The organism is Devosia sp. MDV22-iso42 (assembly GCF_058629155.1).
Genome location: NZ_JBZVWR010000006.1, coordinates 56,819 through 72,607, shown reverse-complemented (window position 1 = coordinate 72,607; position 15,789 = coordinate 56,819). Strand labels below are relative to the sequence as shown.

Annotated in this window: 14 protein-coding genes; 2 read left to right on the top strand and 12 right to left on the bottom strand. The window is 63.9% G+C overall.

All coding sequences use genetic code 11. From position 1 onward, the window contains the following. Positions 1-11: 11 nt before the first annotated feature. From AC4NN3_RS02015 to AC4NN3_RS01980, 8 genes are all read right to left on the bottom strand, one after another. Positions 12-986, bottom strand: coding sequence for an ABC transporter ATP-binding protein (locus AC4NN3_RS02015; protein WP_491925477.1), 975 nt, complete (start codon positions 984-986; stop codon positions 12-14). Then, entirely contained in the window at positions 976-1,980 is a 1,005-nt protein-coding gene (locus AC4NN3_RS02010; protein ID WP_491925476.1) for an ABC transporter ATP-binding protein, read from the bottom strand. Before AC4NN3_RS02010 ends, AC4NN3_RS02015 begins: the two co-directional genes overlap by 11 nt. A gap of 55 nt (positions 1,981-2,035) precedes the next feature. Beyond that, positions 2,036-2,980 (bottom strand): succinylglutamate desuccinylase/aspartoacylase family protein, encoded by a 945-nt coding sequence (locus AC4NN3_RS02005; protein ID WP_491925475.1) that lies wholly within the window; start codon positions 2,978-2,980, stop codon positions 2,036-2,038. A 17-nt stretch (positions 2,981-2,997) separates the two neighbouring features. Beyond that, entirely contained in the window at positions 2,998-3,852 is an 855-nt protein-coding gene (locus AC4NN3_RS02000; RefSeq protein ID WP_491925474.1) for an ABC transporter permease, read from the bottom strand. Between the two features lie 5 nt (positions 3,853-3,857). Beyond that, positions 3,858-4,838, bottom strand: a complete 981-nt coding sequence (locus tag AC4NN3_RS01995; protein ID WP_491925473.1) for an ABC transporter permease — start codon at positions 4,836-4,838, stop codon at positions 3,858-3,860. Positions 4,839-4,868: 30 nt separating this feature from the next. Next, positions 4,869-6,041, bottom strand: a complete 1,173-nt coding sequence (locus AC4NN3_RS01990) for a M24 family metallopeptidase (protein WP_491925472.1) — start codon at positions 6,039-6,041, stop codon at positions 4,869-4,871. 72 nt (positions 6,042-6,113) lie between these two features. After that, positions 6,114-7,652: an ABC transporter substrate-binding protein gene (locus tag AC4NN3_RS01985; protein ID WP_491925471.1), complete on the bottom strand. Its 1,539-nt coding sequence runs from the start codon at positions 7,650-7,652 to the stop codon at positions 6,114-6,116. 15 nt (positions 7,653-7,667) lie between these two features. Beyond that, on the bottom strand, positions 7,668-8,711 hold the full coding sequence (locus AC4NN3_RS01980; RefSeq protein ID WP_491925470.1) for a GntR family transcriptional regulator: 1,044 nt from the start codon (positions 8,709-8,711) through the stop codon (positions 7,668-7,670). A 213-nt stretch (positions 8,712-8,924) separates the two neighbouring features. On the opposite strand from AC4NN3_RS01980, the gene AC4NN3_RS01975 reads away from it, so the two are divergent. Then, complete coding sequence (locus tag AC4NN3_RS01975) at positions 8,925-9,896, top strand: aldo/keto reductase (RefSeq protein ID WP_491925469.1); 972 nt, start codon at positions 8,925-8,927, stop codon at positions 9,894-9,896. Between the two features lie 14 nt (positions 9,897-9,910). Next, complete coding sequence (locus AC4NN3_RS01970) at positions 9,911-11,092, top strand: hypothetical protein (protein ID WP_491925468.1); 1,182 nt, start codon at positions 9,911-9,913, stop codon at positions 11,090-11,092. 791 nt (positions 11,093-11,883) lie between these two features. Here the strand turns inward: AC4NN3_RS01970 and AC4NN3_RS01965 are convergent. The 4 genes from AC4NN3_RS01965 to AC4NN3_RS01950 are packed head-to-tail and all read right to left on the bottom strand — an operon-like array spanning position 11,884 to position 15,770. After that, entirely contained in the window at positions 11,884-12,738 is an 855-nt protein-coding gene (locus AC4NN3_RS01965) for an alpha/beta fold hydrolase (protein ID WP_491925467.1), read from the bottom strand. 22 nt (positions 12,739-12,760) lie between these two features. Beyond that, a complete protein-coding gene (locus tag AC4NN3_RS01960) occupies positions 12,761-13,924 on the bottom strand; it encodes a M24 family metallopeptidase (RefSeq protein WP_491925466.1) in 1,164 nt (387 codons plus the stop codon). A 2-nt stretch (positions 13,925-13,926) separates the two neighbouring features. After that, complete coding sequence (locus AC4NN3_RS01955; RefSeq protein WP_491925465.1) at positions 13,927-14,832, bottom strand: ABC transporter permease; 906 nt, start codon at positions 14,830-14,832, stop codon at positions 13,927-13,929. Next, positions 14,829-15,770, bottom strand: coding sequence for an ABC transporter permease (locus AC4NN3_RS01950; RefSeq protein WP_491925464.1), 942 nt, complete (start codon positions 15,768-15,770; stop codon positions 14,829-14,831). Before AC4NN3_RS01950 ends, AC4NN3_RS01955 begins: the two co-directional genes overlap by 4 nt. Positions 15,771-15,789 lie beyond the last annotated feature (19 nt).

Sequence of the window (15,789 nt, the reverse complement as noted above, 5' to 3'; positions counted from 1 at the left end):
GTCCTTGCGGCTCATCTATGGTGGCAGGCGACCAGCTGGCCGTCTTCGCGCGGCGTCAGCGCCGGCTCGACGGTCTTGCAGACGTCGGTCGCCAGCGGGCACCGGGTGTGGAATGGGCAGCCCGGCGGCTTGCGTGTGGCACTCGGTATATCGTCATTGGTGGCGCTGAACTGGTGGCGCTGACGCGGGTCGTGCGACGGCGCCGAGCGCATCAGCAGCTCTGTATAGGGATGGGTGGGGCTGGCAAAGATCGTTGTCTTGGGCGCGATCTCGACGATCCGCCCCAGATACATCACCGCCACCCGGTGCGAGATATATTCCACCACGCCCAGGTCATGGGAGATGGCGAGATAGGACACACCCAGGTCCCGCTGCAGATCGCCGAGCAGGTTGAGGATCTGCGCCTGCACCGAGACGTCCAGCGCCGAGACCGGCTCGTCGCAGACGATGACATCGGGGTTGAGCGCCAGCGCCCGGGCAATGCCGATGCGCTGCCGCTGCCCGCCGGAGAACTGATGCGCGAAATTGTCCGCCTGGTCCGGCCGCAGACCGACCCGCTGCATCAGCTCGGCCACCCGGTCGTCGCGCTCGGCCTTGGTGCCCACCTTGTGGATATCGAGCGGCGCGCGAATGATGTCCTTCACCCGCTGGCGTGGATTGAGCGAGGAAAACGGGTCCTGGAACACGATCTGCATGCGGCGGCGATAGCTCTTGAGCGCCTTGCGATCGAAACCGCGGATTTCCTGGCCATCGAAATTGACCACGCCCCCTGTCGGCTTGACCAGGCCCATCAGCGCCAGGCCCGTGGTGGATTTACCGCAGCCGCTTTCGCCAACCAGGCTCAGCGTCTCGCCGCGGCCGAGGGAAAAGCTCACCCCGTCGACCGCCTTGACCGCGCCGACCTGGCGCTGCAGCACGCCGGCCCGAATGGGGAAATGCACCGCCAGATTGTCGACGCTCAGCAAAGCCGTTGAATCAGGCTGCATCGTCATGCTCCCAGCAGGCGGCCCAATGGCCGGGACGTTTTTCTTCAAAGGGCGGCCGCTCATCGATGCAGCGCGCCGAGGCATTGGGGCAGCGCGGGGCAAAGGCGCAGCCCTTGGGCAAGTCCCACAGCGCCGGCACCGTCCCCGAAATGTCGGCCAGCCGGTCGCCCGCCTGGCTCGAGGCGCCCGGCCGCGGCACCGCGCCCATCAGCCCGACCGTATAGGGATGAAACGGCCGGTCGAAGAGATCATAGACGCTGGCCTCCTCCACCTTGCGGCCGGCATACATCACGATCACCCGGTCGGCGACTTCCGACACCACGCCCAGATCATGAGTGATCAGGATCTGCGCCGTGCCCAGCCGCTTCTGCAGGTCCGAAATCAGCCCCAGGATCTGCGCCTGGATGGTGACGTCCAGCGCCGTGGTCGGCTCGTCGGCGATGATGATCTTGGGGTCGCAGGCCAATGCCAGGGCAATCATGGCCCGCTGTCGCATGCCGCCCGACAGTTCATGCGGAAACTGCGTTGCTCGCCGCTCCGGATCGGGCATCTGCACCAGCTGCAGCGTATCGATCGCCTTGGCCCTGGCCGCCTTGTGCGAGCATTTGCGGTGCTGGCGGACCGCCTCGGCAATCTGCTCGCCAATGCGCAGCACCGGGTTGAGCGCCGTCAGCGGCTCCTGGAAGATCATGGCGATCTGCTCGCCGCGGAAATCCTCGACCTGGCGCTGCCCCATGGCGAGAAAGTCGTCGCCATCGATCAGTATCTGGCCCGACGCCACCTTGGCCGCCTCCGGCAGCAGGCGCAGCAGCGCCAGCGCCGTCATGGATTTGCCGCAGCCGCTTTCCCCCACGATGCAGAGGGTTTCCCCTGCATGCACGTGCAGGTTCATGTCGGAAACGACAGCAAAAGAGCCATTGGCGCCACGAATCTCAATCTCGAGATCCCTGACGTCCAGCACGGGAGCTTGGGACTCGGCTGTTTGGGCAATCATCGCTGTCGTTTCCTTGCTGTCAGCGTCGCGGCATGACCGCGAGGCAATGGCTTGATCAGTCGGTCGCACCATCGAGATTGCCGACCATGTACGCATAGTCGCCGCTCTGCACGAGATTGCGGGTGAGGTGCTGCATGATCATCACGCCATTGGCGAACGGGGTCTTGATCTCTTCGAGCACCTCGAAATTATAGGGACTGACGACCCGGCCCAGCAGCTGGTCGCCGGTAATGACCTCGCCATTGGCGGGCGCCAGTGTCTCGATCCAGCCGCCCTGGCTCGGGCGGATGCCGGCCAGTTCGGTGACGACGATCTGCTTGGGATTGGGCACCACAGGGCCCGGGATTACGCCCTTGGTCCGCAGCATGTTGAGCACGCCATCGACGGTCCGCTTGATATAGGGCGTCTGGTCGACAATGCCGCCGCCCAGCTCGATAACCGCAACCGGAATGTTACGCGTATCGATGGTCACCGATTTGGTTGTGCCGCCAAACACCGTGCCCTGCTTGTTCTCGACCGGACGGTAGAGCAGCTTCGACCCAAAGGCCCGCGAGAGTTCCTCGTCGTTCCAGATATAGACATAGTCCACGGTCGGGCGGTCGGTGCCGCTATGCAGGTCGATATGGATATCGATGACGTTGAGGTAGTGCTCGGTCAGCGCATGGGCCAGCTGCTGGCTGTAGGTGCCCTTTGGATTGCCCGGGAACTGGCGATTGAGGTCGACCTTGTCGATGGTGGCGAAACGCTCATTGACGGCAAAGGCCGATGGATTGGCCACGGGCAGCAGCAGGATACGGCCCTTGAGGGGCATATCCTTAAGCAGGTGGAACAGCTCAAGAATGGCCTGCGAACCGGTATTTTCATTGCCGTGGATCGATGCGGAAATGCCGATCGTCGGGCCATCCTCCTCGCCCACCAGCTCGTGCATGAACAGCACGGCATCGCTGCCATCGGCATTGGTGGTGAATTTGGGCCGGAGCTGGTTGATGGACTGTACCATTCTCATTCTTCCTTCACTTATTTGGCCTTGCTGGCCTTGTCGCCGCCGCGTGACAGCTGGCGCGGATCGAGTACGTCCCTGAGCCCGTCGCCCAGGAGGTTGAAACCGAGCACGGTGACCATGATGGTCGCGCCCGAAATGATGGAGAGCCAGGGCGCATCGCGCATGAACTTGGTGCCATAGGCGAGCGTCCAGCCCCAGGTCGGGGTCGGCGGCGGCAGGCCGAAGCCGAGAAAGCTCAGTGCCGATTCAGCGATGATCGCGGTGCCCAGCCCCAGCGAGGAGAGCACGATGATCGGCCCCAGCGCATTGGGCAGGATTTCCTTGAACAGGATGCGCACCGGGCTGGCGCCCAGGGCGCGCGCCGCCTGCACATAGTTCTGCTCGCGCAATACCAGCGTCGTGGCCCGCACCACGCGGGCATATTCGGTCCAGGCCACCACGATGATGGCAAAGGACACGTTGAGCACGCCCGGCCCGAGTACGGCGACAATGGCCAGCGCCAGCACGATGGCCGGAAAGCCCAGGAAGACGTCGGTGATGCGCATCAGCACCTGGTCGACCCAGCCGCCGAAATAGCCGGCCACCAGCCCCACCACCGTCCCGATCAGCGCCGAGCAGACCACCGAGATGATGGCGATGGTCAGCGATACCCGGGCGCCGAAAACCAGGCGCGACCACAGGTCCCGGCCAAAATTGTCGGTGCCCAGAATATGCTCGAGGGTCGGCCCGGCAAAGCGGTTGCGCATGTCCATCTGTTCGACGCCATGGGTCGCGACATAGGGCGCGAAAACGGCGCAGAGGATGATGAACAGGGTGATGAGCGCGCCGATGACCAGCGAGGTATTGCGCAGCGCTTTTGGCAATTGCATGGCGGTCACCCGAGCCGGATGCGCGGATCGACCGCGGCATAGAGAAGGTCGACGGCCAGGTTGACCAGCGCATAGACGATGGCGAAGGTCAGCACGATGCCCTGGATCAGCGGCAGGTCGCGCTGCGAGATCGCCGCAATGGTCAACTGGCCAAGCCCGGGCCAGGCAAAAATGGACTCGGTGATCACGGCGCCGCCCAGTAGCGCCCCAAAGCGAAGCCCGATGACGCTGAGTACCGGCAGCAGCGCATTGCGCAGCGCGTGGCGAACCACCACCCTGCCCCGGCGCAACCCCTTGGCATAGGCGGTTCGGACGAAGTCCTCGCGCAACACTTCAAGCATCGAGGCCCGCACCAGCCGCGAAATGATCGCTGCCGAATTGGCCGCCAGCGCCACGGCCGGCAGGGCTATGTGGCTGAGAGAATCCCACAGCACCTGTGGCCGTCCGGTAATCGCGGCAAACACCGCCTCATGCAGCGGCACACCGCGGCCGATGGCCGGCAACCAGCCCAGTTGCACCGCAAACAACAACATCAGCAGCAGGCCCAGCCAATAGACCGGCATGGACACGCCGAGCTGGGCAAACAGCATGGTCACCGTATCGATCCAGGAGCCCTGGCGAATGGCGGCGAGCACGCCCAGCGTCATGCCGATCAGCGTGGCCAGCAGCAGCGCCACCACGGCCAGTTCGATCGTCGCCCCCAGCCGCCCGGCAATGATATCGGCCACCGGCTGGTTCTGGAAGATCGACCGCCCCATATCGCCTTGCAGCAGGGCGGCAAAATAGTCCCACAGCCTGACATACCAGGGGTCGTTAAGCCCCAGCGCATTGCGCAGCGTGAGGATGGCCTCGGGCGTCGCGTCCTGCCCCAGCAGCACGGCGGCCGGATCACCCGGGATCAGCAGCAGCAACCCGAAAGTCACCACCACCATGCCGATGGCCATGGGAATGAGCAGCAGCAGCCGGCGGACGACATAGGCAATCATGGCGTCGGCTCCTTGTCCGTTGGGGTCGCGTCAGCCAATGACCACGTCCTCGATCTGTCGTGGGTAATGGGTCATGCTGTCTGGTCCTTCGGCCGTGATCAGCACGGTGTCGGCAATGCGGTAGCCGGCAAAGTCAGGCACGAAGATCGCCGGCTCGCTCGAAGTGATCATGCCGGGCTCGAGGATCGTCTGGTCGCCGGCCTCGACCCAGGGCGCCTCATGGAACATCACGCCCATGCCATGCCCGACCCGGTGCAGCAGGTAGTCACTCATGCCGCTGTCGCGGATAAAGGCCAGCGCCAGGTTGTCGGCCGAGGCGCAGGTATGGCCGGCGATCAGCGCCGCCGTGGCCATGCGCTGGGCCTCATAGGCCACGGCATAATGCCCAAGCTGGATGGCGCTGGGTTCGCCGATGAACAGCGTGCGCTCGCTCTCGGCGGCGCGGCCGCCGACGCGGCAGCCCAGCGACAGGATGATGCTCTCCCCGCGCTTGACCGGATTGCCGGTTGGCATGCCATGGGGAAAGGCGGAACGCGCCCCCGAATAGACCAGCCCGCTGGCCAGCCCCTGCACCAGCATCAGGTCGGCATGCTCTTCATGCATGATCTTCATCGCATGGCGCGACACGAAGGATTCGATCTCGATTTCGCTGGGCAGCGTGCCGCCCGACGCCATCGCATCGGCAATCAGCCCGACCCCGGCCACCACCATGGCGTCGGAAATTCGCGCCGCCTCGCGATGCAGCACGATTTCCTCGGGATATTTGATCAGCCGCATCTGCTGCACCAGATTGCTCGGCACGCAGCGCGCATGGGGAAAAGCCGCCTCGATCTGGCTTACCCGCGCCAGCGAAATGGCATGGCTATAGGCCACGGTGCCCTTGATGTCGTCAAAGGCCCGGCCCAGCACGCTGAAGGCGCCGTCGACGCCGGGAAATTCGAAATAGATGATCGGCTCAGCCGCGATGTTCTGGTGTGCCGCATGGCTCTCTTCCAGCTTGGGTAGCAGCAGCCAGGCGCCGGCCTGGCTGATCGCGAACACCACCGGACGCTCGGTCGTATAGTGCGAAAAGCCGGTCGTATAGATGACGTCGTCATTGGAATCGAGCAGCAGCAGGTCGATGCCTTCGCGCGCCATGCGGGTGCGTATATCGGCATGCACCTTGGCATAGTAGTCGGGGCCGAGGACTTGATGAAACGCCATGTCTGCTCTCTTGCTACAGGCCGAAAAACCGGCCGGCACCGAAGAACGATGCCGGCCGTAGTCGTCAGGAGATCAATCGGTAAAGCCGATGAGGCCACGCAGATTGCCGCGCGGTGTAGCCTGCACCGTCACCGGAATGTCCTTGGAGTAGAACATCTGGTAGCCCTGCGCCGAGACGATGTAATAGGGCAGCTCTTCGGCCAGGATCGTCGCCGCAGCCTGGTAGTTTTCGGCCCGTTCGGCCTGGTCCAGCGTCGAGCGCCCGTTCTGCAGCAGCGTATCGACTTCGGGGTTTGAATAGCCGCCCCAATTGGTCGAGCCGCCCGTGGTCAGCTGGGCGAACATCAGCCGATCGGGATCGACGATGTTGAGCCAACCGAGCAACGCGATCTGGTGCATGCTCTTCTGCACGTAATTGGTCGAGAATGACGGCCAGTCCGAGATCTGCGCCGTCGCCTTCACGCCGGCCGATTCAAAGATCGCCTGCAGATATTCCACGGTCTGCACGCGATTGGGATCTTCGCTGTGCGTCGCCAGGGTGATTGCCAGGTCGGCGCCGTCCTTGTCGAGCACGCCATCGCCATTGCTGTCGGTCCAACCCAGTTCGCCGAACAGCGCCACAGCGCCTTCGATGTCGAAGGTCGGCTGGCTGATCGTGTCGGAATAGGCCCAGGACGATGGCAGGATGATGGAATGGGCGACCTGGTCGACGCCCTGGTAGATGTCGTTGACCACGGTGTCCTGGTCCACCAGCATGGCAAAGGCCTGCCGCATCTTGGGATCGCTGAGCAGCGGGTCCTTGGTGTTGAAATTGAGGTAGTTCACCCCAAGGCCGGCCGTGATGACATTGCCGAAGCGGTCATCGGCGGCCAGGCGCTCGATGTCCTGGGGCGACAGCGGCGACTGGATCACGTCCAGGTCCCCGGCCTCGAAGGCCTGCGCCCGAGCCGAATTGTCGCCGATGATGCGAATGGTGACGTTCTCGATCTCGGCAGCGCCGCGCCAGTAGCTCTCATTGGCCGCCAGCACGATCTCGCTGCCACGGTTCCACGACACCAGCTTCATCGGACCGGCGCCGACCGGGTTGGTGGCAAGGTCAGCGCCGCCTTCGACCAGCGCCTTGGGCACGATGCCGATATCGAGATAGCTCAGCAGCGGCGCATAGGGCGCACTCAACGTGAACTTGACGGTCAGCGGATCGACCGCCTCGACCGCCGTGATCGGCGTATAGAGCGCCCGGGCCGGTGCATTGAAATCGGCGTCGACCATCGAGGTGTAGGTGAACACCACGTCATCGGCGGTCAGCGGGCTGCCGTCCGAAAAGGTCAGATCGGGGCGCAGCTTGAAGATGAAGGTCTGCGGATCGGGATTTTCCCAGCTCTCGGCCAGGTCCGGCACTGGCTCCAGCGCCGGCGTGATGTGCACCAGGCCCGCATAGATCAGATCGGCGGTGCGCGATGCCGTGGTGTCACGCGTGAGGCGCGGATCGAGCGTACCGGCGTCGACATCGGTGCCCACGACAATGGTATCGGCGTCCTGCGCCATGGCAAGCGGCGCTGCGGCAAAGCTCAGCGCCACCAGCGCGCTGGTCGTCAGAAGAAAGCGTTTCATTCCCTGTTCCCTATTTTACGATACGACGGTCAGACGTGTTGGGCGGCGGGCCATTTCCCCTTCGGCCCCTCCCCCCGACTCCTGGGCGATCCGCTGCTGCCGAAGACTGGCCAGATGCGGAACGAAGACATTCTCGAGCGCGCCCTGGTCAGGGGCATGCCGGTACTCGAAACAGCGCACATGGGGCGGCACCAAGTCGACGATGTAGTCGGCGCCCGAGGCGAAAATCACCGCATCGCAGGCGCTCAGCGTCTCGCGCAGGTCCGGCGCGGTCGACCAGGTCACGGCAATGTCGGCAACATGGGGCGCAAACTCGCGCACGCTTGGTCGCATGATGGCGATATATTCCTGGAAGTGGGTCACCGCGGCGACGCGTGAGCGCGGATCAAGGCCCGCCAGATTCTGCCGCGTCTGCTGCGAGGGCAGGAAACGCAGGCCGAGCACCTGCTCACCCACCAGCGTGCGCACCTCGGCCTCGCGATGGGCAAAGGTCACAACGAGGTCAGCCTGCAGGCAGGCGTCGAGCGCCGGACCGGGCTGGCGCAGGCTGTCCAGCGTCACCAGGCGCATGGTGTCATTGACACCCAGGCTGGGCCGGATCTGCGCGACATAGTCGCGACCGGGACCCTCGAAGATGCAGACGAAAACCAGTGACAGCCCCACCGTGGGGCGCCGCAGCTGGGACTGCGCGTTGATCATCGATACCAGCGCCATTGTCGACACACCCAGTGCTTCGGCGCGACCGATGATCGCCTCGATGTCGTTGCGCAGGGCATTGATCGGCTGCGGATCGCCAATTGGGCTCGACTTCATGCCGCGAGCAAAGGCGCCTAGCCCCTGCCGCATCTCGATCAGGCCCTCGTCACGCAGTTGCTGATAGACCTGGCTGACGGTCATGGGCGCAATGCCGAGTTCCGCGGCCAGCTGGCGCACCGACTGCAGCTTGGACCCGTCCTTGAGCCCGCCGAAAGCCAGCATATAGCTGAGCAGCCCGTGCAGCTGCGTGCCCACCGGCACGGGAAGTGACTTGTCGATACTGGAAGAGTCGATGGGAAACAAAGTGTGTGCTACCTATTCAGTACACCGAACCCTAGCATCCCTGTTTTCGAGCGCAAGACCCTCTGCGAGGTTTTTATACAAGGTTTGCGCACGCCAAAAAAATGTGCACAATTCACCGCAGGACCACTCAAATGCGACCATTTCAGCGAAATCCCTCCGAACAAGGCGGCCGGCAACAAAATCCAGCGGCACGGGGCAGGAATAGGTGTACTAATGAAATATAACAATCTTGGCCGTACCGGCCTGAAGGTGTCACGCTTGGCAATGGGCTGCATGACCTTTGGATCACCGAACTGGGCGCCATGGGTCCTCGATGAGACGCAGTCGCGTCCCATCCTTGACCGGGCCGTGGATCTGGGGATCAACTTTTTCGATCTTGCCGACATGTATTCAGGCGGCGAGAGCGAGCGCGTGGTCGGGCAGGCACTGGCCAGCCAGCCGCGCCACAAGCTGGTGTTGGCCACCAAGCTCTACAATCCCATGACCACTGACCCCAATGATCGCGGCCTGTCGCGCAAACACGTCTTCGAGGCGGTGGATGGCAGCCTCAAGCGCCTGGGCACCGATTATATCGACCTCTACCAGCTGCACCGCTTCGACTATGAAACGCCGCTCGAAGAAACCCTCGACGCGCTCAATGACGTCGTCCGCGCCGGCAAGGTCCGCTATCTCGGCGCCTCGTCCATGCATGCCTGGCAGTTCATGAAGGCCCTGGGCCTGCAGCGTGCCCATGGCTGGGCGCCCTTCGTCTCCATGCAGCCGCACTACAACCTGATCTATCGCGAGGAGGAGCGCGAAATGCTGCCGCTCTGCCGCTCCGAGGGCATCGGCGTCATCCCCTGGAGCCCGCTCGCCCGGGGTCGCCTCGCCGGCCGCACCGACAATGCCTCAACCCGCGCCCAGACCGACAAGACAGCCAATGCGCTCTATGACCGCTCAGCGGCGCAGGACGACGCGGTGATCGCCGCGGTGCGCCAGGTCGCCGAGCGCCATGGCCGCCCACCGGCCCAGATCGCCTATGCCTGGGTCGCCTCGCGCCCCGGCATCACCGCACCCATTGTCGGCATTTCCAAGCTGCACCAGTTCGACGACGCCGTGGCTGCGCTCGAAATCAACCTCAGCGAAGAGGACGTCGCCGCCATGGAAGCGCCCTATCATCCCAAAGCCGTCGCCGGCCACCAGTAACCAGGATTACCATCATGAAACTCGGCAAGGAACTGGCCGAACTCACCGCCGGCATCGACCAACTCTATCGCCGCACCCCGCGCAGCGACGGCATCCTCGACAAGGAAGGCCTCATCCCGGTCGCCGTGGCCGAGGTGACGCCCACCCCCCTGGCCGACTATGACGCGGCGATTGCCGCGCTCAACGCCCTGCGCGCCCGTCTCGACAGCGAGGCCGAAAGCCCGCTGCGCCGCGACTATCTCGATGAGATGATCGATTCCCTGCTCACCCTGGTGGCCACCTTCCAGGAGCAGCACATCCCCTTTGCCGACCGCGTCCGCCGCCAGATCCGCGTCGACACCCAGCTGATCGGCGACGACATCCTCGATGATTATCGCCGCATCATCCGCGACAAGCTCGACGAGATGGGCTTTGCCGGCGGCGCCCTGGCCGACGATCTGGCGCGCTGGGAGCAGAGCGTGCTGGTGCCGCGTGACCAGGTGGTCGAAACCATGCGCGCCTTGACCATCGAAGCCCGCCACCGCTGCAGCGCCACCATGTACCCCATGACCGACGAGTGGATGGATCCGGTGGGCGTCACCGCCGCCCCCTATTCGGCCTATTGCGACTATCCCACGCGCAAGGTGCTGATGAACCTCGACTTCCCCTATACGCGCTTTGCCCTGAAGCATCTGGCGACGCACGAGGTCTTCCCCGGTCACCTAGTGCACCTGGCCCTGCGCGAAAAATACGTCGCCGAAGGCTGCATGCCGCTCGATGCGGCCCAGGTGGTCACCAGTTCGGCCAGCAGCGCTCTGTTCGAGGGTATCGCGGATAATGGCATGTTCTTCCTCGACTGGATCGACGGTCCCGAAGACGAGCTTGGAGCAGCTCTGCAGCGCCTACGCGGCGCCCTGCGTTGCAACGCTGCATGGATGATGCATGCGCAGGGCAAGTCGCTCGATGAGATCGTCCCGACCATTGCCGCAGGCGGCTTCCAGGATCCGGTGACTGCCCGCTCACGGCTCGCCTTTTTGGGCCACAACCTGCGCGCACCCTTCGTCTATGCGTATTGGTGCGGGGACATGGCCGTGCACGATGTCTGGACTAGAGTAGAGCCCCAAGAGAGAGCCGCCTTCTGGCATTACCTCTACGGCAACATGCACACGCCCACGACCCTGGCCAATTACTGGACCTCGTCAGGAACGGCTGGGTGATCGCCATGGCGCCCGTGCGGATCGTCGAGACTGCTCAGTCGGCAGCAGGCACTGCGCGGGTGGATCCTGACGCTATCATTGTCCTCGACGGCATGCTGCATTTGCCATCTACACCCGCCGGCCCGCAAACCCACGCGCCTCTCATCGAGGCAGCGGCAACTGTACACCACTGCCTGACCGCGATGCTACTGGCCTGCCAGCAACTTGCCGCGCGTCTGCATCGTCGTTGAGCCAGCGAATGGTCCGTCACCGTCACCAACAAGTGGGCCTGCGGCTTCATGACTGGGTCATGTTCGGCTTTAGCTACCACCATTCCAAGAATCGGCGCCATCGCCGCTCGTGAATTTGCGCTTCGAGGGCTAGAGGAAGAGCTGCTCACGCCCATAAAGTCCGTGCGTCGAAGCGAAAGCACCGAGTTGCGCACCCTCAACTGCTCGATCTGATGGCGGTCGCGTCTGCGCGCTCCATTCTCAGCCCGCTGGGCGCTCAGGCTAAAACGCCCAACGGCAGCATGCTCTGCCAAGTCTGGTGTGTGCAGTTACGACCACTATGACCAGCAGCGGGCGGCCTTAAGTGGTTTCCGGCTCTTGGTGGTTCACTGCATCAGGCCTGGTGACGGCCATACTTGCCACTATCTTGTGCTGGGCCATTGCCTCTGGCGGAAAGTTGGATCTTGCAACCAAATGTCTCCGATGGTCGCAAGCCGCCGATCCGCAAGGCGCCCCGGAACGGTCATTGCGAGCCCACTACCAATTGCCTTGAAGCAGACGTCCGGATTGCTAAATCGTAAGCTATAATTCGGCTGGGTTGAGGGCGCGTTTGAGGAAGTCCCTGACCGTGGCCTGGAACTTGGGCGCTTCTTCCACCTGGGGTGCGTGGCCGGAGTTTTCAAAGATCACCAGTTCGGAGCCCCGGATCAGGCGGTGGATCGTCTCTGAGGCGGAGACAGGCGTGATCCAGTCGTGCCGGCCCACAGTGATCAGCGTCGGCACCTTGACGGCTGGCAGTTGGTCCTTGAGGTCGTAGTTTTCCTGGTTCACGGCGAAGGCGAAGTTGTGCGTCGCGTAGTGATAGGGCGTGTTCTCGATGCGGGAGTGCACCTTTGTCATGTCGAGGTCGTGGTCATAGAGCGGCAGGATATGCGCCCAGGCGGCCTTGAGGTCGTCGTTGTCGCGCGTGGTTCCGGCCATGATGCGGTTGAACAGTTCGAGGTCGACCTCGATGCGCGGCGAGGCCAGGGCATTGGCGCGCGACAGTTCGCGGTGGGCATTGTCGGCTGATGTATCGCGCAGCACCATGGCCAGCACCCGGTCGGGATAGCGGATGGCATATTCCATCGAGATGAAGCCGCCATAGGAACCGCCCGCCATGATGATCTGCTCGGCGCCGATCCACTCGCGGATGGCATCGACATCGGCCGCCCACTGCTCATGGGTAAACGGCGCCTTGTCCTCGGAGGCGCCGCTGCCACGGGCGTCGAAGACGACGACGCGGTATTCGTCCGAGAACGGACCAAACGAGGCCTTGGGCTCGGCATGGCTGCCCAGCCCCGGCGCGCCATGATGGACGATCATCACCGGCTTGGCTTTATCATCGCCCCCCAGGACCTCGACGTTGAGGCGTGCGCCATTGATGGTCACGTCCATTGCTATTCTCCTTTGATGCGGTTTAGCCGATGATGCTTTCATCGATGGTACGGGGCCGATTGGTCAGCCGCTCCGGGCCGGCCTCGGTAATCAGAACGGTGTCGGAAATGCGGTAGCCGCCATGACCGGGAATGTAGAGGCCCGGCTCGCAGGAGACGATCATGCCTGGCTGCAGCGGGCTGTCATCGCCATCGGCGATCCAGGGCGGCTCATGCAGCCACAGGCCGATCCCGTGGCCCATGCGGTGGCGCAGAAACTGCCCCATGCCAGCGTGCTTGATCACGTCGATGCATATGCGGTTGGCTTCCGAACAGGCGCGGCCTGCGGTCAGCGCTTCAACGCCGGTTTGCTGGGCGCGGGTGGCAATATCGAAATAGCGGCGCTGCTCGTCGCTGGGCTGGCCCATGACAAAAGTCCGTTCGCTTTCGGCAAAACGGCCGCCGACGGCGCAACCGAGCGAGAGGATGAAGGTCTCGCCCGGCTTGACGCGCTCGGCCGATGGCAGGCCATGGGGAAAGGCGGCATTCTTGCCGGTATAGACCAGGCCGCCGGCCAGCATCTGGCCGACCACGACATCGTCATGCTCGGCATACATGGTGGAGACGCCGAAGCGGGTGACGTGGCTGGCCAGTTCGGCTTCGGTAGGCAGCGGCGAACCCGCGGCGATGGCATCGCGGATCAGCGTGAGCCCGGCTTCCACCATGGCGTCGGAAATGCGCGCCGCCTCGCGGTGCAGCACGATCTCCTCGGGAAATTTCAGCAGCCGGGCCTGCTCGAGGATATCGGACATCACCCATGTCGCGTCAGGCGCATAGGTCTTGAATTTGTCGACCCGCCCCGCGGGGGTCGCCGGCGAATAGGCGATGCGGCCCGTCGGCCTGACCTGACCCAGAAGGATCGAAAAGGCGTCTTCGATGCCCGGGAACTCCGGGTAGACGACGAATTCTGCAACCGTGTTCTGCTTCTCGGCATGGTCGGCTTCCAGCGCCGGCACCAGCATCAGGCATTGCGTCGCCGTCAGCCAGACGGCGGCCGGCCGCTCATTGGGGAAATGGAAAAAGCCGGTGAGATAGGCGACATGATGGTGGTCGTCGACCAGCAGGCCATCAAAGCCGCCCGCCTCCATGCGGGCACGAACGCCGTCCTGAATGCGCCGATAGGTGTCAGACGAGAGCCGTTGTTTCAAGGCTAGTTCTCCCTTGTTCTGGGATTGCGCGCATCGTTATAGGCGATGGACACAAGGGTGGAGGACACCACGAGCAGCAGGATGGCCAGCGAGGGAAACAGCGTGCACCACCAGGCGACGGTCAAGGCGCCCGAGCGCTGGGCATTGAACAGGATCTTGCCCCAGGACCAGCTTTCCGGATCGCCGAGCCCCAGAAAGGACAGCCCGGCCTCCGACAGCACGGCGCGCGACGCGGTCAGGACGACCGACACCACGATGATCGGCGCCACGGCCGGCAGGATGTGGCGCGTCATGATCCAGATATGGGAGCCGCCAATGGTCCGGGCCGCATCGACATAGGGCAGCCTTGTCACCGACAGCGCCTGCGAACGCACGATTCGGGTGACCTCGGGCCAGGAGAACAGGGCGATCACCACGACCAGCGTCGTCACCGACGGCCCCACCAAGGCGGCCACGAGGATCATCAGCGGTAGCACCGGCAGCGCCAACGAGACATCGACCAGCATGGAGATGAACCCGTCGAGCCGGCGGGCATAGGCGGCCAGCACGCCCAGGGCCACCCCGATAATGATGGCCAGGAAGGATGCGGCAAAGCCGATGATCATGGAGATGCGCGTGCCCCAGATGACCTGAGCCAGCACATCGCGGCCCAGATCGTCCGTGCCGAAGGGATGGGCAGCCGAAGGCGCCTGCAGGATCTCCCTGCCATAGCCGCCGGGAAAGGTCGCGAGCAGCGGCGCCAGCACCGCGACCGCGACCATAGCCAGGATGACCCCAGCCGAGCCCATGCCAAGTGGATTGCGACGGAAGGCGCGCCAGGTACGGCGGCCTGGCGAGAGGTCTGCCGGCGGCAGGACCGCGGCGATGGGAAGCGGCGCCGGTGCGGGGGTAATTGTCGTCATACTCATCCGGCGCGAACCCGTGGATCGAGGAAACCGTAGGCGAGGTCGGTGACCAAATTGGCCAGCACCACGGTGGCAGCCAGCAGCACAAAGGCGCCCTGCAGCACCGGGAAATCGAGCTGCCCAACCGCTTCGAAAATGGCCCGGCCGACGCCGGGATAGGCGTAGATGGTTTCGGTAAGCACTGCGCCGCCCACCAGAAAGCCGATCTGCAAACCGATCAGCGTGGTGGTCGGCAACAGGGCATTGCGCAGCGCGTGCTTCCAAATGACGGTGCGCTCAGGTGTGCCCTTGGCGCGGGCCAGGTCGCAATATTCCTCACCCAGCGCCTCGATCAGCGTCGAGCGCAGGGTCAGCACGTAGGAAGCCAATTGAGCCATGACCAGGGTCAGGCAGGGCAGCACGAGATGGTGGGCCACACTGGCATACCAGGCAAAGCCGATAAGGCCGGATTTGACGGCGCCGCCAATGGGAAACAGCCCCGCCATCAGGCCCAGCGTATAGAGCAGAAAGATGCCGATGGACGGCACGAAGAGGGATTGGCCGATGACGCCGGAGACCTGGACAAACTGGTCCACCCAGCCACGGGCACGGGTCGCCGCCAGCACGCCCAGCGGGATGCCCAACAGCACCGTCAGCACCAAGGCCGCCCCGGTCAGCAGGAGCGTCCAGGGCAGGCGCTCCATCAGGACATGGGTGACGGGCTGGCTGCGCAGGAAGGAAATGCCCAGATTGCCCTGCACGAGTTCACGCAGATAGGCGAAATATTGGACCGCCAGGGGGCGGTCCAATCCGTAAAGCGCCAGCTGCTGGAGGCGGATTTCCTCCGTCATGCCCGGGCCGGCAACCGCCAGCACCGGGTCGCCCGGCAGCAGCCGGACGAGGAAGAAGGTGATCGTCACGGCGAACCAGAAGGTCGCCAGTCCGCGCAGCAGCCGCTGCAATACATATCCGCTCAGATGC